Annotated in this window: 21 protein-coding genes and 3 tRNA genes; 11 read left to right on the top strand and 13 right to left on the bottom strand. The window is 71.5% G+C overall.

Annotation, left to right across the window (positions count from 1 at the left end):
* Window positions 1–78: 78 nt before the first annotated feature.
* From ASF38_RS02565 to ASF38_RS02555, 3 genes are all read right to left on the bottom strand, one after another.
* Window positions 79–154, bottom strand: a tRNA-Phe gene (locus ASF38_RS02565).
* Between the two features lie 89 nt (window positions 155–243).
* Window positions 244–855: a malonic semialdehyde reductase gene (locus ASF38_RS02560; protein ID WP_055963789.1), complete on the bottom strand. Its 612-nt coding sequence runs from the start codon at window positions 853–855 to the stop codon at window positions 244–246.
* 117 nt (window positions 856–972) lie between these two features.
* Window positions 973–1,046: transfer RNA gene (locus ASF38_RS02555), tRNA-Asp, on the bottom strand.
* Between the two features lie 154 nt (window positions 1,047–1,200).
* Between ASF38_RS02555 and ASF38_RS02550 the strand changes: the two genes are divergently transcribed.
* The 7 genes from ASF38_RS02550 to ASF38_RS02520 all read left to right on the top strand — a co-directional run bounded on the left by ASF38_RS02550 (window position 1,201) and on the right by ASF38_RS02520 (window position 6,242).
* Window positions 1,201–1,734, top strand: coding sequence for a cysteine dioxygenase family protein (locus ASF38_RS02550; protein WP_056573431.1), 534 nt, complete (start codon window positions 1,201–1,203; stop codon window positions 1,732–1,734).
* Window positions 1,731–2,189, top strand: coding sequence for a rhodanese-like domain-containing protein (locus ASF38_RS17780; RefSeq protein WP_055963795.1), 459 nt, complete (start codon window positions 1,731–1,733; stop codon window positions 2,187–2,189). The genes ASF38_RS02550 and ASF38_RS17780 overlap by 4 nt, the downstream gene beginning before the upstream one ends.
* Window positions 2,186–2,998 (top strand): ABC transporter ATP-binding protein, encoded by an 813-nt coding sequence (locus ASF38_RS02540; RefSeq protein ID WP_055963798.1) that lies wholly within the window; start codon window positions 2,186–2,188, stop codon window positions 2,996–2,998. Before ASF38_RS17780 ends, ASF38_RS02540 begins: the two co-directional genes overlap by 4 nt.
* Before the next feature lie 30 nt (window positions 2,999–3,028).
* Window positions 3,029–3,649 (top strand): ABC transporter permease, encoded by a 621-nt coding sequence (locus ASF38_RS02535; RefSeq protein WP_055966194.1) that lies wholly within the window; start codon window positions 3,029–3,031, stop codon window positions 3,647–3,649.
* Window positions 3,646–4,386, top strand: coding sequence for an ABC transporter permease (locus tag ASF38_RS02530; RefSeq protein WP_082480269.1), 741 nt, complete (start codon window positions 3,646–3,648; stop codon window positions 4,384–4,386). Before ASF38_RS02535 ends, ASF38_RS02530 begins: the two co-directional genes overlap by 4 nt.
* Window positions 4,387–4,410: 24 nt before the next feature.
* Entirely contained in the window at window positions 4,411–5,316 is a 906-nt protein-coding gene (locus ASF38_RS02525; RefSeq protein ID WP_055963801.1) for an ABC transporter substrate-binding protein, read from the top strand.
* A 113-nt stretch (window positions 5,317–5,429) separates the two neighbouring features.
* Window positions 5,430–6,242: an alpha/beta fold hydrolase gene (locus ASF38_RS02520; protein ID WP_056573428.1), complete on the top strand. Its 813-nt coding sequence runs from the start codon at window positions 5,430–5,432 to the stop codon at window positions 6,240–6,242.
* Window positions 6,243–6,384: 142 nt separating this feature from the next.
* On the opposite strand, the gene gluQRS is transcribed toward ASF38_RS02520, so the two are convergent.
* Window positions 6,385–7,245 carry a tRNA glutamyl-Q(34) synthetase GluQRS gene (gluQRS, locus tag ASF38_RS02515; protein WP_056573426.1) on the bottom strand — a complete coding sequence of 287 codons (861 nt, stop codon included), beginning with the start codon at window positions 7,243–7,245 and terminating at the stop codon, window positions 6,385–6,387.
* Window positions 7,246–7,502: 257 nt separating this feature from the next.
* Window positions 7,503–7,578: transfer RNA gene (locus ASF38_RS02505), tRNA-Glu, on the bottom strand.
* Window positions 7,579–7,689: 111 nt separating this feature from the next.
* On the opposite strand from ASF38_RS02505, the gene ASF38_RS02500 reads away from it, so the two are divergent.
* The 4 genes from ASF38_RS02500 to ASF38_RS02485 all read left to right on the top strand — a co-directional run bounded on the left by ASF38_RS02500 (window position 7,690) and on the right by ASF38_RS02485 (window position 11,417).
* Window positions 7,690–8,031, top strand: a complete 342-nt coding sequence (locus ASF38_RS02500) for a metallopeptidase family protein (RefSeq protein WP_082480410.1) — start codon at window positions 7,690–7,692, stop codon at window positions 8,029–8,031.
* Window positions 8,024–8,683, top strand: coding sequence for a pirin family protein (locus ASF38_RS18265; protein WP_056573423.1), 660 nt, complete (start codon window positions 8,024–8,026; stop codon window positions 8,681–8,683). Before ASF38_RS02500 ends, ASF38_RS18265 begins: the two co-directional genes overlap by 8 nt.
* An 89-nt stretch (window positions 8,684–8,772) precedes the next feature.
* Window positions 8,773–10,122, top strand: a complete 1,350-nt coding sequence (locus ASF38_RS02490; RefSeq protein WP_056573420.1) for an FAD-binding oxidoreductase — start codon at window positions 8,773–8,775, stop codon at window positions 10,120–10,122.
* Window positions 10,119–11,417: a class I SAM-dependent methyltransferase gene (locus ASF38_RS02485; RefSeq protein ID WP_056573417.1), complete on the top strand. Its 1,299-nt coding sequence runs from the start codon at window positions 10,119–10,121 to the stop codon at window positions 11,415–11,417. The genes ASF38_RS02490 and ASF38_RS02485 overlap by 4 nt, the downstream gene beginning before the upstream one ends.
* A 21-nt stretch (window positions 11,418–11,438) precedes the next feature.
* Here ASF38_RS02485 and ASF38_RS02480 read toward each other — a convergent pair whose 3' ends face one another.
* The 8 genes from ASF38_RS02480 to ASF38_RS02445 form a co-directional block, all read right to left on the bottom strand.
* Complete coding sequence (locus ASF38_RS02480) at window positions 11,439–14,672, bottom strand: CDP-glycerol glycerophosphotransferase family protein (RefSeq protein ID WP_056573414.1); 3,234 nt, start codon at window positions 14,670–14,672, stop codon at window positions 11,439–11,441.
* Window positions 14,673–14,788: 116 nt separating this feature from the next.
* Window positions 14,789–15,577 (bottom strand): exodeoxyribonuclease III, encoded by a 789-nt coding sequence (locus ASF38_RS02475; protein WP_055963828.1) that lies wholly within the window; start codon window positions 15,575–15,577, stop codon window positions 14,789–14,791.
* A 100-nt stretch (window positions 15,578–15,677) separates the two neighbouring features.
* Window positions 15,678–16,007, bottom strand: coding sequence for a monovalent cation/H(+) antiporter subunit G (gene mnhG / locus ASF38_RS02470; RefSeq protein ID WP_055963831.1), 330 nt, complete (start codon window positions 16,005–16,007; stop codon window positions 15,678–15,680).
* On the bottom strand, window positions 16,004–16,282 hold the full coding sequence (locus ASF38_RS02465; RefSeq protein ID WP_200914374.1) for a monovalent cation/H+ antiporter complex subunit F: 279 nt from the start codon (window positions 16,280–16,282) through the stop codon (window positions 16,004–16,006). Before ASF38_RS02465 ends, mnhG begins: the two co-directional genes overlap by 4 nt.
* Window positions 16,279–16,809 carry a Na+/H+ antiporter subunit E gene (locus ASF38_RS02460; RefSeq protein WP_056573412.1) on the bottom strand — a complete coding sequence of 177 codons (531 nt, stop codon included), beginning with the start codon at window positions 16,807–16,809 and terminating at the stop codon, window positions 16,279–16,281. The genes ASF38_RS02465 and ASF38_RS02460 overlap by 4 nt, the downstream gene beginning before the upstream one ends.
* The gene (locus ASF38_RS02455) at window positions 16,809–18,416 is read right to left on the bottom strand and encodes a Na+/H+ antiporter subunit D (protein ID WP_055963838.1); all 1,608 of its coding nucleotides are present in this window, start codon (window positions 18,414–18,416) and stop codon (window positions 16,809–16,811) included. The genes ASF38_RS02460 and ASF38_RS02455 overlap by 1 nt, the downstream gene beginning before the upstream one ends.
* Window positions 18,413–18,832, bottom strand: a complete 420-nt coding sequence (locus ASF38_RS02450) for a Na(+)/H(+) antiporter subunit C (protein WP_055963841.1) — start codon at window positions 18,830–18,832, stop codon at window positions 18,413–18,415. Before ASF38_RS02450 ends, ASF38_RS02455 begins: the two co-directional genes overlap by 4 nt.
* Before the next feature lie 76 nt (window positions 18,833–18,908).
* On the bottom strand, window positions 18,909–21,767 hold a 2,859-nt coding region (locus tag ASF38_RS02445), incomplete at its 5' end, for a Na+/H+ antiporter subunit A (protein WP_056573409.1).

Here is a 21,767-nt window from a genome sequence, read left to right as displayed (position 1 = left end):
GGGCCATCTTCGATCTGAGTCTGGGATTCGAGGGGAAACAATTACCCCGGAAAGCAGTCCCGATCACCGGGACCGCTCTGGTGGTCAGGAGCGGGGTCGAACCGCTGACCTTCCGCTTTTCAGGCGGACGCTCTACCAACTGAGCTACCTGACCGTCGCCCGCGAACGGGCGACCGCCACCTTATCGCACAGGATCCGCGGACCTGAAACCGGTTTGGGTGGGTGCGGCAAGGGGGCCGGACGTCAGACGACGCGGACCGCGTCGTCGAACTCGATGCGCGGGAGGCGCTCCTGCCAGGCGTCCGGGCCGGGGTGGCCGAGGTTCACCACGAGCTGCGACCGCCAGCTCGTGCCGCCCAGGAAGTCACGGTCGACGCCGCTGCGGTCGAAGCCCGCCATGGGTCCGGCGGCCAGGCCGGTCGCGCGCACCCCCATGAGGAAGTAGGCGATCTGCAGGGCCGCGTTGAACTCGGCCTGCTGGAAGCGCATGGCCTCGTCGGCGTCGTACATGTCGCGGGCGCCGGGGAAGGGCGGGAAGAACTCCGGCAGGTGGTCGTGGAAGTCCGTGTCGGCCGCCAGGATCGCGACGAGCGGGGCCGTGGAGGTCTTGGCCTTGTTGCTGCCGCTCATGTGCTCGACGAGACGGGCGCGGGCATCGGGGCTCTGCACGAGGACGATCCGCAGGGGCTGGTTGTTCATGGCCGTGGGGCCGAACTTGGTCAGCGCGTGGACGGCGCGGATCTCCTCGACCGTCACGGGCTCGTCGGTGAAGGTGTTCGCCGTGCGTGCCTCGCGGAACAGCGTGTCGAGGGCCGTGTCGTCGAGGACGTACTCACTCGTGGTCGTGGAAGTCATGGAACGTTCAACCACCTCTACGCCGCTGACCATTCCGACTGTGACGCACCGGACACCGGCGCCGGAGCACGAAGAAGGCCCGCGCCTGATGGCGCGGGCCCTCTTCTCGTTCCTCTGCGACCCCGACCGGACTCGAACCGGCGACCTCCGCCGTGACAGGGCGGCGCGCTAACCAACTGCGCCACGGGGCCTTGCAGTGCGGCGTAACCGCGACGGTCACTCTATCCCATGGGGTCGGGCGACCACAAAACGGGGGCTCGCCTACCACCGCACGTCGGCGCCCAGCGGTGCGTCCGCATGCCGGGACCCCGCCCGCGAACGGTCGCGGCGCGGTTCGATCGACCCATGAAGCCTCGCCGTCACCGCCGCGCACTGCCCCTCGCCCAGCTGGTCGAGCGCGCGACCTGTGTGGCCGACGAGGTCCGCGCCGAGCTGCACTCCGTGCACGCCGACCCCGACGAGCGCTGGCACGTGCGCCTGCACCACGACGACGACGTCGACGTCTGGCTCATCTCCTGGACCCGGGAGCAGGGCACCCAGCTGCACGGGCACGGCGGGTCGAGCGGTGCCTTCACCGTCGTGTCCGGCGAGCTCGAGGAGACCGTGTGGGACCCCGCCGTCCGCGAGGCCGACGGCGCCACTCGCACGCGAGGGGACGTCGTCGCCTTCGGCCCCGGGTACGTGCACGACGTGCGCAACGTCCTCCCCGGCACGGCGGTCAGCGTCCACGTCTACTCCCCGCCCCTGGAGCGGATGGACTTCTTCGACGTCGAGCCCGACGGAGACGGATCGGCTCGACTCGTCCGGCTCGCCCACGTCTGGACCGACGACCCGGAGATCGAGGCGCCCGCACGGGACGCTCGGCAGGCCGCCTCGTGAGCGCGCTCGCGGCCGAGCCGCCCCGCAGGGCGGCACGCTTCGCCTCGGTCGACGCGCTGCTGGCCGACGCCCGCAGCCGGCTGGTCCGGGTCAGTCCTCACCAGGCGGCGCACCGCACGAGGGCCGGCGCCCGGCTCGTCGACATCCGCCCGCAGTGGCAGCGTGAGTCCGACGGCATCGTGCCCGGCGCCCTCCACGTGGAGCGCAACCACCTCGAGTGGCGTCTGCACCCGGAGTCCGGCGCCAGCCTGGCGGAGGCCACGTGGGACGCCGAGTGGATCGTGCTCTGCACCGAGGGCTACACGTCCTCGCTCGCCGCTGCAGCGCTGCGATCCCTGGGTCTGGACGCCACCGACGTGGTCGGTGGGATCCACGCGTGGCGCGCCGCCGGGCTGCCCGTCGACACGTTTCCGATTGCCGATGTCGGTGCGGCCGTGAAGACTGTCGTCCCATGATCGAGTACCGGTCCGTCGGCAAGACCTTCCCCGACGGGACCCAGGCCGTCGCCTCCTTCGACCTCACCATCCCGTCGCGCACGACGACCGTGTTCGTCGGCTCGTCGGGGTGTGGCAAGACCACGCTGCTGCGCATGGTCAACCGCATGGTCGACCCGAGTGCCGGGCAGGTGCTCATCGACGACGTCGACGTCGCGACCTCCGAGCCCGTGCAGCTGCGCCGCAGCATCGGCTACGTCATGCAGCACGCCGGCCTCCTGCCGCACCGCAAGGTCGTCGACAACGTGGCCACCGTGCTCCGGCTCAACGGCACCGACAAGAAGGCGGCGCGCGAGCGGTCGCTCGAGGTGCTGCGCACGGTCGGGCTCGACGAGTCCCAGGCGCGCAAGTACCCCGGGCAGCTGTCCGGGGGGCAGCAGCAGCGCGTCGGGGTGGCGCGCGGGCTCGCGGCCGACCCCAACATCCTGCTCATGGACGAGCCGTTCGGCGCCGTCGACCCCATCGTCCGGCTCGAGCTGCAGGGCGAGCTGCGCCGACTGCAGCGCGACCTGGACAAGACCATCGTCTTCGTCACCCACGACATCGACGAGGCCTTTGCCCTGGGCGACCAGGTCGTGATCCTCAAGAAGGGCGGCGAGATCGCGCAGGTCGGCGCACCGGCCGACATCCTCGCCGCGCCGGCCGACGACTTCGTCGCCAGCTTCGTCGGCCTCGACAAGGGGGGCCGGTCCCTGCGCGTGGAGGATCGTGACGGCCGCCGTGTCGTCGTCGACGCCACGGGGCGCCCCGCCGGCGTGCTGGAGGACTGAGCCGTGGAGTGGGCGTGGCAGAACCGCGACATGGTGCTCGAGCTCTTCTGGGCCCACACCTGGCTCAGCCTGGTGCCGATCGTCATCGGCTTCGTCCTGGCCGTGCCCATCGGCTGGTACGCCAGCCGGCACCCGAGGCTGCGCGGCACGCTGCTCGGGGCGGGCAGCGTGCTCTACACGATCCCGTCGCTGGCCCTGTTCGTCACGCTGCCGGGCATCATCGGCACCGGCTTCCTCGACCCGCTCAACGTGGTCGTCGCGCTCAGCCTCTACGCCGTGGCCATCATGGTCCGCACGGCCGCCGACGCCTTCGAGTCGGTGTCCCCGGCGGTGCTCGACTCCGCCACCGCCACCGGGTACTCGTCGCGACAGCGGGGCTTCGGGGTGGAGCTGCCGCTCGCCGGTCCGGTGCTGCTGGCCGGGCTGCGGGTCGTGAGCGTCTCCACGATCAGCCTGGTGAGCGTCGGCGCGCTCATCGGTGTCTCCAACCTCGGGTCGCTGTTCACCAACGGCTACCGGCGTGACTTCCTGACCGAGATCATGGTCGGCCTGGTCGGCATCGTGGTGCTGGCCCTGGTCATCGACGCCCTCCTGGTGCTGGCCGGACGCACGCTCATGCCGTGGGCGCAGACGAGCGGAGCGAAGCGATGAGCGTGGTCTCCGACGCCGCAGCCTGGCTCACCGACGGCGCGAACTGGTCCGGCGAGCGCGGCATCCCGAACCGGGTGGTCGAGCACCTCGGGTACACGAGCCTCACGATCGCGGTGGCCGCGGCGATCGCGGTCCCGCTGGGTCTCTACATCGGCCACACGGGCCGCTTCCGCGGGCTCGCGATCAGCGTCACCGGCGCCCTGCGCGCTCTGCCGACGCTCGGCGTGCTGACCGTCTTCACCCTGCTGCTCGGCATCGGCCTCGGCGCACCGATCCTGGCCCTCGTGGTCCTCGCCGTGCCGCCGTTGCTGGCCGGCGCCTACTCCGGCGTCGAGTCCGTCGATCCCCAGACGGTCGACGCCGCACGCGCCCAAGGCATGACGGAGTGGCAGATCCTCACCAAGGTCGAGGTCCCTCTGGGCCTGCCACTCGTCGTCGGCGGCTTCCGGGCCGCCACGCTGCAGGTGGTGGCCACGGCGACGGTCGCCGCCTACGTCTCGCTCGGCGGGCTCGGCCGCTTCATCTTCGACGGCCAGGCCGTCCGCGACTACCCCCAGATGGTGGGCGGGTCCGTGGTGGTCGTCGTCCTGGCGCTCCTGCTCGACGGCCTGTTCGCCGTCGCGCAGGGTGCTGCCGCCCGCAGCGCCCGCCCGACGCGGGGCGCCGGCTCCTCGCACGACGACACCATCGAGACAGCCACCACCCAGACCTCCACCACCCAGACCTCCACCACCTGAGCACGACCACCCCCAAGGAGAGACATGTCCGTGCACAAGATCGGGATCGGCGCCGCCCTCGCGGCCGCCGCCCTCACCCTCACCGCCTGCGGCGGTGACCCCACGGAGGCCGGCGCGTCCGACTCCGACACGATCGTCGTCGGCTCGGCCGACTTCACCGAGGCCGAGATCGTCGCCGAGATCTACGCCCAGGCCCTCGAGGCCAAGGACGTCAAGGTCGAGAAGAAGCTGCGCATCGGTGCGCGCGAGGCCTACATCCCCGCGCTCGAGGGCGGCGAGATCGACCTCATCCCCGAGTACACCGGCAACCTGCTGCTCTACTTCGACAAGAACGCCACGGCCACCGAGCCCGGTGCGGTCGAGGACGCGCTCGACGACGCGCTGCCGGACGAGCTCGAGACGCTCGAGCCCGCCCCGGCCGAGGACAAGGACTCCTACAACGTCACCCGGGAGCTCTCCGAGTCCGAGGGCATCACCTCGATCGGCGACCTCGCCAAGCTCGGCACGGTCAAGGTCGGCGCGAACCCCGAGTTCGAGACCCGGCCCTACGGCGTCCCCGGCCTGAAGAAGGTCTACGGCGCCAAGGACGTGGAGTTCACGCCCATCAGCGACGCCGGTGGACCGGCCACGATCAAGGCGCTCAAGGACGGTGACGTCGACGTCGCGAACATCTACTCGACGACGCCCTCGATCAAGGCCAACGACCTCGTGACCCTCGAGGACCCGGAGAACCTGATCGCGGCGCAGAACATCATCCCGCTGATCAACGACGCGAAGTCCAGCGACGTGGTCGAGGACGCTCTCGACGCGGTCTCGGCCGAGCTGACGACCGAGGACCTCATCGAGCTCAACGGCCGGGTCGACGGCGACGAGAAGGCCTCGGCCGCCACCGTCGCCAAGGAGTGGCTGGAGGAGAAGGGCCTCATCTGATCGATCGGACCCGCGTCACGGCCCCGGCACCCGCGTGGGTGCCGGGCCGTGGTGCGTCCGGCCCCGGTTCGGTGCGCCCCGGACGCGCCTGGTGATGTGGCACCCTGTGAGCCGTGCCACACGCTCATGTCAACGGGATCTCGTTCCACTACACCGACTCCGGCGAGCCGTCGCCCGGTGCGCCGACGCTGGTGACGGGCCACGGCCTGCTGTTCAGCGGGTGGATGTTCCACCCGCAGGTGGCGGCGCTGAAGGATCGGTACCGCTGCATCACGGTGGACTGGCGCGGGCAGGGGGACACGCCGGCCGCAGCGGACCGCGCTGCCGACATGGACTCGCTCACGGGGGACCTGGTGGCCCTGCTGGACCACCTGGGTCTCGACGCGGTGCACTACGCCGGTCTGTCGATGGGTGGGTTCGTGGGCATGAGGCTCGCGGCCCGGCACCCGGACCGGGTGCTCTCGCTCGTGCTGCTCGACACCAGCGCCGGCCCCGAGGACCCCGAGAAGGTCGCGCAGTACCGCACGCTGGCGCGGGTCTACCGCTGGCTCGGCATGGGGCCGGTGCGCTCGAAGGTCGAGCCGATCATGTTCGGCCCGGACCTGCTCGGCTCGTCGCGGCGCGACGAGGTCGTCGGCCCGTGGATGGCGAAGCTGGCCACGGTCGACCGCCGAGGCATGCGCGCGGCGATCCTCGGGGTGACCGATCGCGACCCGATCGCTCCGGAGCTGGACCGGATCGAGGCACCGACCCTGGTGATCGTGGGGGAGGACGACGTGGCCACGCCGGTGGCCAAGGCCGAGGCGATCGTGGCCGGCATCGCCGGTGCTCGCCTCGAGGTCGTGCCGAAGGCGGGGCACTCGAGCACCATCGAGCAGCCCGAGGCCGTGACCCGTCTGGTGGAGGACTTCCTCGCCCGTTTCTGAACGACTGCTCGTGTGGCTGCGGTGCCTCCGGGGCCGAGGTAGGTGGTGCGCGGACACGGCGCCGCCATCCGCGGCTCTCCCACCTCTGGGTGGTCCGGCAGTGCGGGCCACCTACCGCCCGGGGGAAGGGAAAGGGGCGGCCTCAGCCGACCACGGTCCAGGGCTGCCGCGGGAGTGATGCGGGGTCGAAGGACGCGAGCAGGTCGGACGGGGTGTCACCGCTCAAGCCGAGCGACGCCGTGATCATGGCCCAGGCCTGGTCGCGGCCGAGCTCGCGGAGCGTGACCGCCCCGTCGCGCTTGGCCAGGCGGACGCCCTGGGTGTTCACGGCGAGCGGCACGTGCGCGTACGTCGGCTGGGCGTGGCCGAGCAGCGTGGCGAGGTAGGCCTGTCGCGGCGCCGACGTCAGCAGGTCGTCACCGCGCACCACCTGGTCCACGTCCTGCGCCGCGTCGTCGACCACGACGGCCAGGTTGTAGGCCGGAACGCCGTCGTTGCGACGCAGGACGAAGTCGTCCACGGCTCCCTCGACGTCGCCGTGGAGCTCGTCGTGCACGGTCCACGTGGGCGTCGCGGACCGCAGCCTCAGGGCCGCCGGCCGCTCGGCGGCGCGCGCGGTGCGTTCGTCGGCGGTCAGGTCGCGGCAGGTCCCCGGGTAGGCACCGGGCGGCAGGTGGGGTGCGCTCGCCGCCTCCTGCACCTCACGACGGGTGCAGAAGCACGAATAGGTCAGGCCCGCCGACTCGAGGGTGGCGATGGCGGCGTCGACGACGTCGCGACGTTCGCTCTGGCGCACGGCGGGTCCGTCCCAGTCGATGCCGAGGGCGCGCAGGTCGGCCAGCTGCTGCTCCTCGGAGCCGGCGCGGACGCGGTCGAGGTCCTCGACGCGCATCAGGAAGCTGCGTCCCGTCGAGCGGGCGAACAGCCAGGCTAGGAGCGCGGTGCGGAGGTTACCGACGTGCAGGTCGCCGGACGGCGAGGGAGCGAAGCGTCCGGCGGGCATCGTCCGAGTATGTCGGACGGGTCTCGAGGTGGCGCACGATCATGGTCACGAGCTGGTGGGCCCCGAGCAGGAAGACGGCGCCGATGGCGAGAGTGAGGACGAGACTGACGAAGGTGAGGAGGACGGCGACCATGGGGTCATCGTAGGTCGAGAACTACACGCTTCCAACTCGAGTTTTCGCAGGTCAGGGCATATTCCTGGAAAAGAGCCCAGAAGTGACCAAGATCACATCGAGACGGCTCGGGCGAGGGGAGATCTGGTACCCCCTACGGGATTCGAACCCGCGCTACCGCCTTGAAAGGGCGGCGTCCTGGGCCGCTAGACGAAGGGGGCGCGGCCGCCCCAGCATACGGGGCCACGGAGGCCGACGGGACGCGCCCGTCACCCCGCGTGCTCCGCCCCGACGGCCGTGGAGCGCTCGGGCAGGATGGACCCGTGGTGGAGATGAGCGAGGACCGGTTCGCCGAGCTGGTCGAGGCCGCGTTCGCGCAGGTGCCCCCCGAGCTGACGGCGATGCTCGACAACGTGGTGCTGTTCGTCGAGGACGACGCCCCGCCCGAGGACCCCGACCTGCTGGGGCTCTACGACGGCGTGGCGCTCACCGAGCGCGACACCGCCTACGGGGGAGTCCTGCCCGACCGCATCACGATCTACCGCAACCCCACCCTCGCGATCTGCGACACCGAGGACGACGTGGTGCACGAGGTCGGCATCACCGTGGTGCACGAGATCGCGCACCACTTCGGCATCGACGACGCACGGCTGCACGAGCTCGGCTATGCCTAGTCGGGTCCGCCGCGCGGGCGAGCGCTACGTCACCGAGGGCGAGGGCGTGCGCACGCTCCACTCGTTCTCCTACGGCGCGCACTACGACCCCGACAACGTGGCGTTCGGTCCTCTCGTGGCGATCAACGAGGAGCTCGTCGCGCCGGGTCGCGGGTACGACGCCCACCGCCACGCCGACGTCGAGATCGTCACCTGGGTGCTCGAGGGGGCACTCGCGCACCGCGACACCACCGGCCACGCGGGCACGATCGCGCCGGGCGTGGCGCAGCGGCTGAGCGCCGGTGAGGGGGCCGAGCACGCCGAGCTGAACGCCTCCCCGACCGAGCCGCTGCGGTTCGTGCAGATGATGCTGCGCTCCCGTCACGACGCCGCGCCGCAGTACGCCTCCGCGAAGGTGCCGGAGGAGCCCGGGCTCCATCCGACCGTGCCCGTCCATGCCGACGCCGAGCTCCTGGTGGCGCGTCCTCGGGGCGACAGGCCGCTGGAGGTCACCGGTGCCGCGAAGGTCCTCGTCCACGTCACGCGCGGCGAGGTGGTGGCCGACGGCGTCCGCCTCGGGCCGGGCGACCAGCTCCGCGCGACCGACGTCGAACGCGTCCTCGTCGCCGGTGACGGCGAGGCACTGGTCTGGCGACTGCCCGACGCGCGCTGAGGAGCCGGACGAGGCGTCACCCCTGGGTCGTTGACGTCTGCAACCATCCCGGGTGGAGGTCCGCCCTCCCGCCGCTCTAGTCTGGGCGGGTGAAGGGTTGGAGCGAGCACCAGCGGGCGGTCGACAGGCTGCTCGGCTCCTACGCGGCGATCCCGGCCGGCGCTCCGGTCCGCCTCGCCAAGCGCACGTCCAACCTGTTCCGCCCACGTGCCGACCCAGGGGTCCCCGGCCTCGACGTCGACGGCCTCGACGGGGTCGTCGCCCTCGACGTCGGCGAGCGCACCGCCGACGTCCAGGGCATGTGCACCTACGAGGACCTGGTCGACGCCACCCTCCCGCACGGTCTGATCCCCTACGTGGTCCCGCAGCTGCGCACCATCACGCTCGGCGGCGCCGTCACCGGGCTCGGCATCGAGTCGACGTCGTTCCGCAACGGCCTCCCGCACGAGTCGGTCCTGGAGATGGACGTGCTCACCGGCGCGGGGGAGATCGTCACCTGCAAGCCCGGCGACGCGCTGTTCGACGCCTTCCCCAACTCCTACGGCAGCCTCGGCTACGCCACGCGACTGCGCATCCGCCTCGAGGCCGTGCCGCCCTACGTCGCGCTGCGCCACGTCCGCCTCGACGACGCCGCCGACGCCGCGAGGATGCTGGGCGAGGTCGCCGAGTCCGGCACCTGGCACGGCGAACCGGTCCACGGGCTCGACGCCACCGCCTTCGCGCCCGACGAGGTGTACGTGACGCTGGCCCGGTTCACCGACGAGCCCGGTCCGACGTCGGACTACACCGGCCAGGACGTGTTCTACCGCTCGCTCCAGCGCCGCGAGACCGACCGCCTCACGATGCACGACTACCTGTGGCGCTGGGACACCGACTGGTTCTGGTGCTCGGCCGCCTTCGGTGCCCAGAACCCGTGGGTGCGTCGCGTCTGGCCCCGACGCTGGCGACGCTCCGACGTCTACCACCGGATCATCGCGCTCGACGCGAAGGTCGGCGTCAGCCGGCTGCTCGACCGCGTGAAGAAGGTCCCCGGCCGCGAGAAGGTCATCCAGGACGTGGAGGTCCCGGTGGCCGCGGTCCCGGAGTTCCTCTCCTGGTTCGACGCCGAGGTCGGCATGCGGCCGGTGTGGCTGTGCCCGCTGCGCACCACCCGTTCCTGGCCCGGCTACCCGCTGCGTCCGGGCGAGACCTACGTGAACCTGGGCTTCTGGGGCACCGTCGTCGTGCCGGCCGGCTCTCCCGACGGCCTGGTGAACCGGCGCATCGAGGAGCACGTGCACACCCTCGGCGGCCACAAGTCGCTGTACTCCGAGGCCTTCTACGACGAGGCCACCTTCGCCGACCTGTACGGCACCGCGGCGCTCGACGCCGTGCGCGCCGAGCACGACCCCGAGGGGCGACTCAGCTCCTTGTACGAGAAAGCCGTGAGGAACTCATGAGCATCATCACGCGGGACACCGACACCCTCACCATCGCCGGCGCCGTCGAGCGCCTCATGCGCGATGGCATGCCCTTCCGCTTCGAGGCCTACGACGGCAGCAGCGCCGGGCCCGAGGACGCCGACATCACCGTCCGCCTGCGCACCGAGCGCGGACTGGCCTACCTGATGACCGCCCCCGGGGACCTCGGCTTCGGCCGCGCCTTCGTGGCCGGCGACCTCGAGATCGAGGGCGTGTCGCTGGCCAACCCCTACGACCTGATGACCCTGGTGCAGAGCCGCCTGCGGCTCAAGGTGCCGGGCCCGGCCGAGCTGCTGCAGATCGTCCGCAGCCTCGGTCTGTCGAACCTCAAGCCGCCGCCGCCGCCCCCGGAGGAGCACCTGCCGCGCTGGCGCCGTGTGGTGGAGGGGATGCGGCACAGCAAGGCGCGTGACGCCGAGGCGATCCACCACCACTACGACGTGTCCAACCGGTTCTACGAGCTGGTGCTCGGCCCGTCGATGACCTACACCTGCGCCGTCTTCCCCACCGAGGACGCCACGCTCGAGCAGGCCCAGTTCGAGAAGTACGACCTGGTGTGCCGCAAGCTCGGGCTCGGTCCGGGCGACCGGCTCCTCGACGTCGGCTGCGGCTGGGGCGGCATGGTGCGCCACGCCGCCGAGCACTACGGCGTGAAGGCCCTCGGCGTCACGCTCAGCGAGCAGCAGGCGCAGTGGGCACAGCAGGCGATCAAGGACCAGGGTCTGGACCACCTGGCCGAGGTGCAGTTCAGCGACTACCGCGACGTGAGCGAGAGCGACTTCGACGCCGTGTCGTCCATCGGCCTGATGGAGCACATCGGGGTGCGCAACTACCCCGACTACTTCGCCTTCCTCCAGGGGAGGCTGCGGGTCGGGGGTCGCATGCTCAACCACTGCATCACCCGGCGCGACGGGTCGCTGTCGCCGAAGGCGGGCGCGTTCATCGACCGCTACGTCTTCCCCGACGGCGAGCTGGCCCCGGTCGGCACGATCGTGTCGGCCATGCACGACCACGGGCTCGAGGTGCGCCACGTCGAGGACATCCGCGAGCACTACGCCCTCACCTTGCAGGGCTGGTCGCAGAACCTCGAGGAGCACTGGGACGAGGCTCTCGGCGAGGTCAGCCTCGGCATCGCCAAGGTGTGGGGGCTCTACATGGCCGGCTCGCGCCTCGCCTTCGAGCGCAACGAGATCGGCCTGCACCAGGTGCTGGGCGTGAAGGTCGGGCCCGACGGCGACGCCCACATGCCGCTGCGGCCCACCTGGGGCAGCTGACCCCCGGACCGGGCGACGGCCCTACGAGCCCGCAGGGCCGAAGAAGCCGTCGACGACCCGCGCGGCGGCGTGACCGTCGTCGAGCGGTGCGAAGCGCTCCATGAACGCCGCGCGCTGGGGGGCGTACGTCTCGCGCAGGGAGTCGAGGTCGGCGAGCGCGTCGGCGACCTCCTCGCTGGTGCGCACGAGCGGGCCCGGCGCGACGTCCTCGAAGTCGAGGTAGAAGCCGCGCAGCGACCCGCGGTAGTGGTCGAGGTCGTAGGTGAAGAAGACCATCGGCCGGTCGAGGGCGGCGTAGTCGAACATGATCGAGGAGTAGTCGGTCATGAGCACGTCGGCCACGAGCAGCAGGTCCTGGGCGTCAGGGAACAGCGTGACGTCGCGGACGAAGTCCATCTGCTCGGCCCGCACCTCGGGCCGGCCCTTGACGATGGAGTGGAAGCGCAGCAGCACCATGTACTCGTCGCCGAGCCTGCGCTGCAGCAGGTCGAGGTCGAGCCGCAGGTCGGCCAGGAAGCTGTTGCCGCGCTTCACGTCGTCGCGGAAGGTCGGCGCGTAGAGCACGACCTTGCGGTCCTCGGGGATGCGCAGACGCTGCCGCACGAGCCGGGCCCGGGCTGCGGCGTCGGCCGAGTGGAAGAGGTCGTTGCGGGGGTACCCGGACTCGAGCACCTCGCCGGTGTAGCGGAACGCCGAGCGGAAGCACTCGGTGGCGTAGGGGCTGGGCGAGACGAGTGCGTCCCAGTAGCCGGTCATCCGGGTGACCTTCTCGAGGTACTCGGGGTCGCGCTCGCCGATGCCGTCGATGTCGTGCTGCATGCGCTTCAGCGGCGTCCCGTGCCACGTCTGCAGGTAGCGGGTGCGTGAGGACGGCCGCAGGTAGTGCGGGAAGTTCTGGTTGTTGACCCAGTAGCGGGCCCGGCCCAGACGCCAGAAGTACCGGGGCCAGAGCCGACGCACCTTCTCGACGTCGTCACCCGGGATACGGGTGGAGGTGTCGTTGACCCAGGTCAGGTGCAACGGCGTGCCACGGCGCAGGAGCTCCTCGTGGATGGCACGTGGGCTGTCGCCGTACTGCTTGCCCAGGCCGCTCTCGAGCACCACGACGTCCTGCCGAGGGAGCAGCCGTGCGATGCGGAACAGCATCCGCATGGCCGGTCCGTAGGCCTTGCTGCGCCGGAACGTCTCGAACAGGCGCATCGACCAGACGCTCGCGCGCACGCGGCGGACGGCCACCAGGGGCGACGACCGCCGCATCGCGAGGTCGTGGATGCGGCGCGAGGACTCCAGGTCGCGGTGGTCCAGGAAGCGACGCGCCCGCGCCCGTGACTCCTCGTCGGCGACGAAGCCCCCGGCAGCCGACTCGGTCACGAGGCGCACGGCGGTCTCGACGTCGAAGGCGATGCGGCCGGGCAGCTGGGCATCGAGGTCGAGGTGGGAGCCGCCGCCAGCCAGGTAGAGACGTCGGTCGAACTGCAGGTAGAACACCGGACGCTCGAGCATGCTGAAGTCGAACCCGACGCTCGAGTAGTCGGTGAGGAGCGCCGCGCTGGACTTCATGAGGTCCTGGACGTTCGTCGCGCCCGACGGCAGCACCGTGACCCAGGGTCGGTCGAACAGGGCCGAGTGGGCGCGCATGTTGGGGTGCAGGATGAACCGGACCTCGACGCCGTCGTCGGCCATGGCGCGCACGCGGGGGTGGTCGAGCACGGCCGACCAGGCCTGCGCGTACTCGCTGTCCGGCACGTCGTTGGGGTTCAGCAGCCAGTCGCGCCAGGTCGGGATGACCAGGAGTGCGCGGTCGGGCTCGACGCTGCCGTCGAGCAGCCGGTCGAACCGCGCCAGACCGGTCACGTGCACCTGAGCGGCCTCGTAGCCGAAGTCGTTGCGCAGGATCTCGGCCTCGAAGGTCGAGCTGACGATGACGTCGTCGGTGCGGAAGCCGGGAGCGCGGCGCCCGTACAGGTGCGCCATGTTCTTGGTGCCCATCACGCCGTGCTGCAGGAAGACGCGACGACCGCGCACCCAGCGCCGGTACCCGGGGGAGCGGGAGGCGAGGAGGTAGTCGGCGTGGTGGGTGGAGAGGATCCGCGACGCGACCAGGTTGAGACGCAGGTGCTGACGCGAGCCGCGCATGACCACCTGGCCGAGGTCCTGCAGCTCCGCGAGGTTGGACAGGCCGGGGTCGGCCACGTAGTACACGCGGCGCCTCGGCCGGTTGAGCCGCACCCAGCGGAAGAAGTGGTAGCCGTTGTCCTGGGCCTTGAACGGCTGCTCGCCGACGAGCCAGACGCGCAGGAACGGCCGCAGCAGGCTGAGCAGCGGCGCGACGACGGCGAGGCGCCGGCGGTACCGCAGGAGCTCGCGCGTCGTCGTCTCGATGTTGAACGCGACGCGGTGCGCCTTCGACGTGCGGTAGGGGATGAACGTCGTGGCGTGCTCGGGTCCGCGGGCGAACATCTCGCGCAGGCCGCGACGGCCCACCAGCGACGGCATGACGATGCCGCGACGCAGCGGTGTCGCGCCGTCGGCGAACTCCATCTCGTAGACGAGGTCGAGCACGGTTCCGTCGAGGTGTCCGTCGGGTGCGATCTGCTGGAACGGCACCTCGAAGTCGACGCCGTAGTGCCGGTTGCCGGCCCTACGCCGCGTGGACTCCTCGTCGTACGTGGCGGTGATCGGCAGCTCGTGCTCCTCGCCGGTGTCACGCACCACGGCCAGCAGGCGGATTCGGCCGAGCAGGTTGTTTCCCGTGGTGAACCGCGCGGACACGTGCAGGTTGCCGCGTCGTGTGGTCATGCGGTCGGTGGCGGTGCGCACGTCCTGCCGCCGCGGTGGGCCCACGTGGACCGCGGCGTTCCCGGCTCGCGACATCGTGAAGGTCAGGCCGCGGTGGGGCACGACCTCGGTCCCGTCGCCGGGGACGACCACGTGCTGGCCGAAGGCCGCGTCGCGGTCGGTGTGGGCGAACCCGCCGAGCCGGACCTCGTCCGCGGACTCGCCGACGAGGAGCCAGAGGTCGAGGAAGCGCTCGAAGTCACCGCTCCAGGCCCAGAGGTCGTCGAGGTCCAACGTCGCGGTGCCGTCGGTCACGGGGACGCGTCGTTCACGCAGGGTGTCGCGCTGGCGCACCACGAGGGTGTGGGCGGGCCGTGCGAGCGAGATCTCGAGAGTCAGCAGGGCGCCGTCGCGGCGGGCGACGAGACGCGAGTCGGGTCCGAGCGGCGGGGCGTCGGTGGTCTCACGAGGTGGCACGACTGACCTCCCTGGGCGCTCGGGACGGGGGCGGGGCGGTCGGAGCGTCTCCGCACGGAGGGGCGACGAGCCGGTCCGGTGCCGTCACGCTGGGCGACTGCGTCACGATAACGACCTCAGCCGAGGTCGACGACCACGGGGGCGTGGTCGCTGGCGCCCTTGCCCTTGCGCTCCTCGCGGTCGATGAAGGCACCCTCGACGCGCGCGGCCAGCGCGGGGGAGCCGAGCACGAAGTCGATGCGCATGCCGCGCTTCTTCGGGAACGCGAGCTGCTGGTAGTCCCAGTACGTGTAGGTGCCGGGGCCGGGGGCGTGCGGGCGGACGACGTCGCTGAAGCCGGTGTCGACGAAGCTCGCGAACGCGGCACGCTCGGGTGCCGACACGTGGGTCTTGCCGTCGAAGGCCGCCATGTCCCAGACGTCGTCGTCCTGGGGGGCGATGTTCCAGTCGCCGGTGAGCGCGATCTGCGCGTCGGGGTCGGCGGCCAGCCAGCCTGCGGCGTCGGCGCGAAGGCGGTCGAGCCACTCGAGCTTGTAGGTGAAGTGCTCGTGCTCGAGGTCGCGGCCGTTGGGGACGTAGAGGCTCCACATCCGCACACCGCCGCACGTGGCGCCCACGGCGCGCGGCTCGACCACCGCGGGGTCGCCGAACGTCGGCTGGTCGGCGAAGGAGGTGGCCACGTCCTCGAGGCCCACCCGCGACAGCAGCGCCACGCCGTTCCACTGGTTGAGGCCCACGTGCACGTACTCGTAGCCCATCGAGCTGAGCTCGAGCGCGGGGAACTGGTCCTCGCGGCACTTGGTCTCCTGGATGGCCAGCACGTCGACGTCGTGCCGTTCCAGGAAGGCCGTCACGCGGTCGACGCGGCTGCGGATCGAGTTGACGTTCCAGGTGGCGATGCGCACGTCCCCGAACCTACCAACGTCGCTCCAGTCCACCCGTTTCGGACACGTCCGGGGCATCTCGACCGGACGTGGTGCCCCGGAGGTGTCCGAGACGGAAGGACTAGTCGAGGTCGTTGCGCTCGAGGCGGGAGGTGTCGGCGACGCCCGTGCGGAAGGCGGCGCGCGCCACCATGTGTGCCGAGACGGGTGCGGTCAACAGCTGGAAGAGGGCCACGAGCCCGATGATGGCGAGGGCGCCGGGGTCGCGGATGCGCAGGGCCAGGCCGGCCAGCACCAGGAGCAGGCCGAGGGTCTGCGGCTTGGTGGCTGCGTGCATGCGGGTGAGCACGTCGGGGAAGCGCACCAGGCCGATGGCGGCGATGAGCGCGAGCGCGCTGCCGACGAGCAGCAGGGCTCCGGACACGATGTCGACGATCAGGGACGTGGTCATGGGTCCTCCGGGGGTGCGTCGATGTCGCGTGCGGCGAACCGCGCGATGCTGACCGAGCCGAGGAAGCCCACGAGCGCGAGGGCCAGCAGCACGGGGGCGGTGTCGACGTGACCGCTGATGGCGGCCTCGACCCCCACGGCGGACAAGCAGGCGGCGACGAAGACGTCGGCGGCGACGGTGCGGTCGAGCATCGTCGGGCCGCGCACGATCCGGACGAGGCACAGCACGCCGGTGACGACGAGCATGGTGGCGCAGGCGACGGCGACGGGGATCACGAGGCGGCCTCCCGCACGGTGCGGCGGTAGGCGTCGCGCTCGTCACGGGGGGCCCACGCCTCGACGACGCGACGCTCCTGCTCGTGGACCGCGGTGATGGCCCGCTCGATGCGCTCGGGGGAGCGGGCGTCGAGCACGTGGATGTAGAGCGCCGGCGCCTCCGGGTCGAGCTCGACGAGCAACGAGCCCGGGACCAGGGAGACCAGCTCGGCCGTGGCGGTGAGCAGCAGCTCCGAGCGGGTCACCAGCGGCACGCGCACGACCGCGCTCGGCGGCGGTGCGGACGGACGGACGGCGAGCCAGGCCACCTGCACCGACGCGCGCAGCATGTCGGCGGCGAACCGGAGGACCAGGGTGGTCGTCGGCCACGGGCGCAGCGTCCAGCGCCAGGGTGCCCGCGGGAAGGGGAAGAGCAGCAGCACCAGGACCGACGTGATGAGGCCGCCGAGCACGAGCGTGGGCGTGACGGAGCCCCAGAGCAGGAGCCAGACGACGGTGAGGCCGAGGACGACCCGCCAGCGGGGCATCAGCCGCCACCTCCCAGGACCGCCGTGATGTAGGGGGTGCGCTGCAGCAGCTCGACGGCAGCGGCGTCGGTGACGCCGAACAACGGCCCGGCGAGCACGGTGAGCGCCACGGAGGCGACGACGAGCGCGAGCGTCGGCAGTCCCATGCCGAGGGGGAGCCGCTGCTCCTCGGCCAGGCGCTGCCAGGCCGACGTCGCCTGGAAGCGGGTGTTCACGTCGCCGCCCCCGTGCATCGCACCGTGCGACCACACGTCGGAGCCGTCGTCGACCACGGACTGGGCCAGGTCGTCGTCGACCGGCTGCCAGAAGGCGCGGTTCCAGACCTTGGCGATGGCGTAGAGCGTGAGGAGGCTGACCGCGACGCTGGCCACCACGGCCGTGACCGCGAGCCAGTCGCCCGCCTCGATGCCGGCGCGTCCGAGCGCGACCTTGCCGAGGAAGCCCGAGAAGGGTGGGATGCCGGCCAGGTTCATCGCCGGCACGAAGAAGGCGACGGCCAGGATCGGCGCCGACCGTGCCAGCCCGCCGAGCCGGTCGAGGTTGGTGGTGCCGGTGCGGTACTCGATCAGTCCGGCCAGCAGGAAGAGCGCCGTCTGCACGGTGATGTGGTGCGCGATGTAGTAGACCGCGCCCGACAGCGCCAGCTCCGTGCCGAGCGCGACGCCGAGCAGCATGTAGCCGATGTGGCTGACGAGCGTGAACGACAGGATGCGCTTGATGTCGGTCTGCGCGACCGCGCCCAGGATGCCCACCACCATCGTGAGGATCGCTGCCGTCAGCAGCAGGGGTCTCATCGAGTCGTCGGGGAACAGCAGGGTCTGGGTGCGCACGATCGCGTACACGCCGACCTTGGTGAGCAGTCCGGCGAACACGGCGGTGACCGGGGCGGGCGCGGTGGGGTAGGAGTCCGGCAGCCAGGCCGACAGCGGGAACACCGCGGCCTTGATGCAGAACACCGTGAGCAGCAGCAGCTGCAGCATGTGGGCGACCGCCGGGTCCAGCTCACCGAGCCGCTGCGAGAGCTGCGCGAAGTTCACCGTGCCGGTCGCGGCGTACACGCACGCGATGGCGATGAGGAAGACGACCGACGACAGCAGGCTGACGACGATGTACACCGTGCCCGCCCGGATGCGCGCCTCCGTGCCGCCCAGCGTGATGAGCACGTAGCTGGCGGCCAGCAGCACCTCGAAGCCGACGAACAGGTTGAACAGGTCGGCGGAGAGGAACGCGTTGGAGACGCCCGCGCTCAGCACCAGGTAGGTGGGGTGGAACACCGAGAGCGGGGTGTCGCGCCCGTACTCGACGATGCCCTGGCCGAAGGAGTACAGCAGCACGGCGAGGGTGACGACCGACGAGACCAGCAGCATGAGCGCCGAGAGCCGGTCCGCGACCAGCGTGATCCCGATCTCCGGTCCCCAGCCGGCCAGCGTGAGCGCCTGGGGTCCCTGCGTGTCGGCGCGCACCAGCAGGGTGGCGGCGGTGGCGACGACGGACGCGAGCACCGCGACGCTGACGATCCGCTGGGCGCGGGCGGAGCGGCCGAGCACGAGGCAGAGGCCGGCGCCGAGCAGGGGGAGCAGCACGGGCAGGACGACGAGCTGGGTCACGAGTCGGCCCCTTCCTCGTCGGGGACGCTGGTCTCGGGCTCGTCGAACGTCCCGGACGTCTCGTCGGCCTCGGCCCGGCGGCGCACGAGGTCGTCCTCCACGTCGTCCTTCACGTCGTCGCTGCCGGACAGCTGCCAGGAGCGGTAGGCGAGGGCCAGGCCGAACGCGCTGACGCCGAGGGTGATGACGATGGCGGTCAGGGCCATGGCCTGGGGGAGGGGGTCGGTGATGTCCTCGCGGCCGACGATCGGCGGCGCCCCGCTCGGTCCGGAGGCCACGAGGAACAGCAGGTTCACGCCGTTGCCGACCATGACGAACCCGACGAGGATCCGGCTCAGGCTGCGCTCGAGCATGAGCGTCGTGCCGCAGCCGACCAGGACGGCGATCGCGATCACGAGGGCGAGATCGACACTCATGTCGTCACCCCCGTGGGAAGGGCATGGTGCGGGCGCGCCGACATGAGGAGCCCTCGGTTCGCTCGCTGGCGCTCGCTCATGCCTTCGCCCCCTTCGCGTCGTCGCTCGTGCACTCCTCGGACAGCCCGGAGTCGGTGTGGCCCTGCTCGCCGTGCCGGTCGATGCCGCCGCCGAGGCTGCGCAGCACGTCGAGCGCGAGCCCGATGACGACGAGGTAGACGCCGACGTCGAAGGCCACCGAGGTGACCACGTGGACGTCGCCGAGGAGCGGGACGGGGATGTCGAAGACACCGCTCTGGAAGGTGTTGGCACCCACGAGCAGTGGCACGAGCCCGGACAGGGCGGCGATGGCCAGGCCCGAGCCGAGCACGACGCCGGCGTCGACGGGCGCGGCGGCGTCGAGCTCGCGGCGACCGCCGGCGAGGTAGCGCACGGCGAGCGCCAGTCCTGCGACGAGCCCGCCCGCGAACCCGCCGCCGGGCGTGTAGTGGCCGGTGAACATGAGGTACACCGAGAAGATCATCAGCACGGGGAACACCGCGCGGGCCACCACCTCGAAGACGACGGAGCGGCGCTCGATGTCGAGGGAGGCCGCGCCGGGCAGCCAGTCCTCGCGCTCGTCCGTGGCGCTGGGGCGCGCCCGACGGGTCTCGCGGTGGGACTGGGCCCGGTCGGTGATGAGGAAGATGAGGCTCGCGATGCCGGTGGCGGCCACGACGAGCACGGCCAGCTCGCCGAAGGTGTCCCACACGCGGATGTCGACGAGCGTGATGTTGACGATGTTCTCGCCGCCGCCGAAGTCGTAGGCCGGACCCTCGAACGCCCGCCCGACCGGCGACGCGGTGCGGGAGTTCGCCGCGACCACGGCGTACGCGGCCACGGCCAGGCCGGCCGTGGCGCCGATCGCGATGCGCACCCGGCGGGCCGCGGTGAACGGCCGGTCGGAGAAGAACGGCGTGAAGCGGCGCAGCACCAGCACGAAGGTGACCAGCGCGAAGGTCTCCACGAGGACCTGGGTGAGCGCGAGGTCGGGGGCGCCGTGCAGCACGAACAGCAGGGCCGTGCCGTAGCCGGTGACGCCGAGCATCAGCACGGCACGGAGGCGTCGGCGGGAGCGGACGGTGAGCAGCGCGGCGCCACAGACGAGGGCCGCCGTGGCGATGCGTAGCGCGTCGTCGGGCTCGAAGGCACCGCCGTCGCCGACGGAGATCGACGGTGAGCCCCACGCCCTGATGGCGGCGCTGCCGGGGAGGAGCACGAGCACCACGAGCACGACACCCAGGTAGACCGGGAGAGAGCCGCGCTGCGTGAAGCCCGTGACCTCGACGCTCGCGCGGTCGACGCCGCGCACGACCGCGTGGTAGCTGCGCTCGGCGTCGGGCAGGTGCAGCCGACGCACGAGCGTCTCCTGCAGGTGCGCGACGGGTCGGCGGAGCAGCCAGAGGGCGATGCCACCGACGACGGCGGCGACCGACAGCCACAGCGCCGGGGTGAACCCGTGCCAGAGGGTCAGGACGGGCTCGTGGGCGCCGGCGCCGAACGCCTCGGCGTAGGACTCGATCCGCGGCGTCAGGAGGGGACCGGCCACGCCGCCGGCGACCGTGAGGACGGACAAGATCACGGGAGATGCCTGGAACCAGGGTCCCGGTGCCGCGACGTCGGTGGGGGTGACGTCCTTGGTGCCGAACGTGCCCCACACGAAGCGTGCCGTGTACGCCACCGTGAGGACCGACCCGACCACCAGTCCCACGAGCGAGACCGTGCCCCAGACGCCGATGCCCGCGTCCTCGCCGAGGTCGACGAACGCCGCGAGCGCGGCCTCCTTCGCCGTGAACCCGAGCAGCGGGGGCAGCCCGGCCATCGACGCCGCGGCCACGAGCGTGACGACGAACAGGACGGGCATGGAACGGGCGAGTCCGCTGAGCTCGCGCAGGTCGCGCGTGCCGGTGCTGCGGTCGACGATGCCGACCACGAGGAAGAGGGTGGACTTGAACAGCGCGTGCCCGAGCACGAGCGAGAGACCGGCGAACGCGGCCGACCGGGTGCCGGCCCCGGCCACCGCGACCAGGAAGCCGAGCTGGCTCACGGTGCCGTAGGCGAGCAGCAGCTTGACGTCGTGCTGGCGCAGGGCGCGCAGCCCGCCGATGATCATCGTCATGATGCCGAGGGTGAGCAGCACGGGCCGCCAGCCGGGGGTGTCGGCGAACGCGGGGGCCAGGAGCAGCACCAGGAACACGCCGGCCTTCACCATGGCCGCCGCGTGGAGGTAGGCGCTCACCGGCGTGGGCGCCGCCATGGCTCCCGGGAGCCAGAAGTGGAACGGGACGAGTGCCGACTTGCTGAGCGCGCCGACGAGCAGCAGCGCCACCGCGGCCGTGACGGCCGGGCCCGACGGCGGGTCGGCGACGATCTCGCTGAGCCGAGCCGTCCCGGTCTGGGCGTGCAGCACGAACAGGCCCACGAGCATGGCGAGCCCGCCGAACGTGGTCACGAGCAGCGCGTTCATGGCCGCCCGGCGGTTGGCCCGGCGCTCGGGGTTGTGCCCGATCAGCAGGTACGACAGCACCGTCGTGAGCTCCCAGAACACGAACAGCACGTACATGTTGTCGGACAGGACCAGTCCGAGCATCGACCCGGCGAAGGCGGTGAGCACGCCGGAGAACCGCCAGATCTCGGGATCGCCCTGGCGGAAGTACCAGCCGCAGTAGAGCAGCACCAGTGCACCGACGCCCGTGACCACCAGTGACATCAGTGCCGTGAGGGGGTCGATCAGCAGGTCGACGTCGACACCGAGCGAGGGGATCCAGCTCCAGCGCTCGACGATCGGGTCGCTCGTGCCCGAGCTCACGTCGAGCGCCCGTGGCAGCAGGTACGCGAAGGACGCGGCCGGAACGAGGGCCAGCACGACGAAGGCGCGACGGTCGAGGAACCTGAC

This window comes from Aeromicrobium sp. Leaf272, assembly GCF_001422865.1.
Taxonomy (GTDB): domain Bacteria; phylum Actinomycetota; class Actinomycetes; order Propionibacteriales; family Nocardioidaceae; genus Aeromicrobium.
Note: the sequence above shows the minus strand (reverse complement) of the source record. Positions and strands in the feature narration are given on the sequence as shown.

Coding starts and splice junctions, on each gene's coding strand:
- ASF38_RS02560 (WP_055963789.1), bottom strand. CDS start 855: ATGACTTCCACGACCACGAGTGAGTACGTCCTCGACGACACGGCCCTC.
- ASF38_RS02550 (WP_056573431.1), top strand. CDS start 1,201: ATGAAGCCTCGCCGTCACCGCCGCGCACTGCCCCTCGCCCAGCTGGTC.
- ASF38_RS02540 (WP_055963798.1), top strand. CDS start 2,186: ATGATCGAGTACCGGTCCGTCGGCAAGACCTTCCCCGACGGGACCCAG.
- ASF38_RS02535 (WP_055966194.1), top strand. CDS start 3,029: ATGGTGCTCGAGCTCTTCTGGGCCCACACCTGGCTCAGCCTGGTGCCG.
- ASF38_RS02530 (WP_082480269.1), top strand. CDS start 3,646: ATGAGCGTGGTCTCCGACGCCGCAGCCTGGCTCACCGACGGCGCGAAC.
- ASF38_RS02525 (WP_055963801.1), top strand. CDS start 4,411: ATGTCCGTGCACAAGATCGGGATCGGCGCCGCCCTCGCGGCCGCCGCC.
- gluQRS (WP_056573426.1), bottom strand. CDS start 7,245: ATGCCCGCCGGACGCTTCGCTCCCTCGCCGTCCGGCGACCTGCACGTC.
- ASF38_RS02500 (WP_082480410.1), top strand. CDS start 7,690: ATGAGCGAGGACCGGTTCGCCGAGCTGGTCGAGGCCGCGTTCGCGCAG.
- ASF38_RS18265 (WP_056573423.1), top strand. CDS start 8,024: ATGCCTAGTCGGGTCCGCCGCGCGGGCGAGCGCTACGTCACCGAGGGC.
- ASF38_RS02485 (WP_056573417.1), top strand. CDS start 10,119: ATGAGCATCATCACGCGGGACACCGACACCCTCACCATCGCCGGCGCC.
- mnhG (WP_055963831.1), bottom strand. CDS start 16,007: ATGACCACGTCCCTGATCGTCGACATCGTGTCCGGAGCCCTGCTGCTC.
- ASF38_RS02460 (WP_056573412.1), bottom strand. CDS start 16,809: ATGCCCCGCTGGCGGGTCGTCCTCGGCCTCACCGTCGTCTGGCTCCTG.
- ASF38_RS02450 (WP_055963841.1), bottom strand. CDS start 18,832: ATGAGTGTCGATCTCGCCCTCGTGATCGCGATCGCCGTCCTGGTCGGC.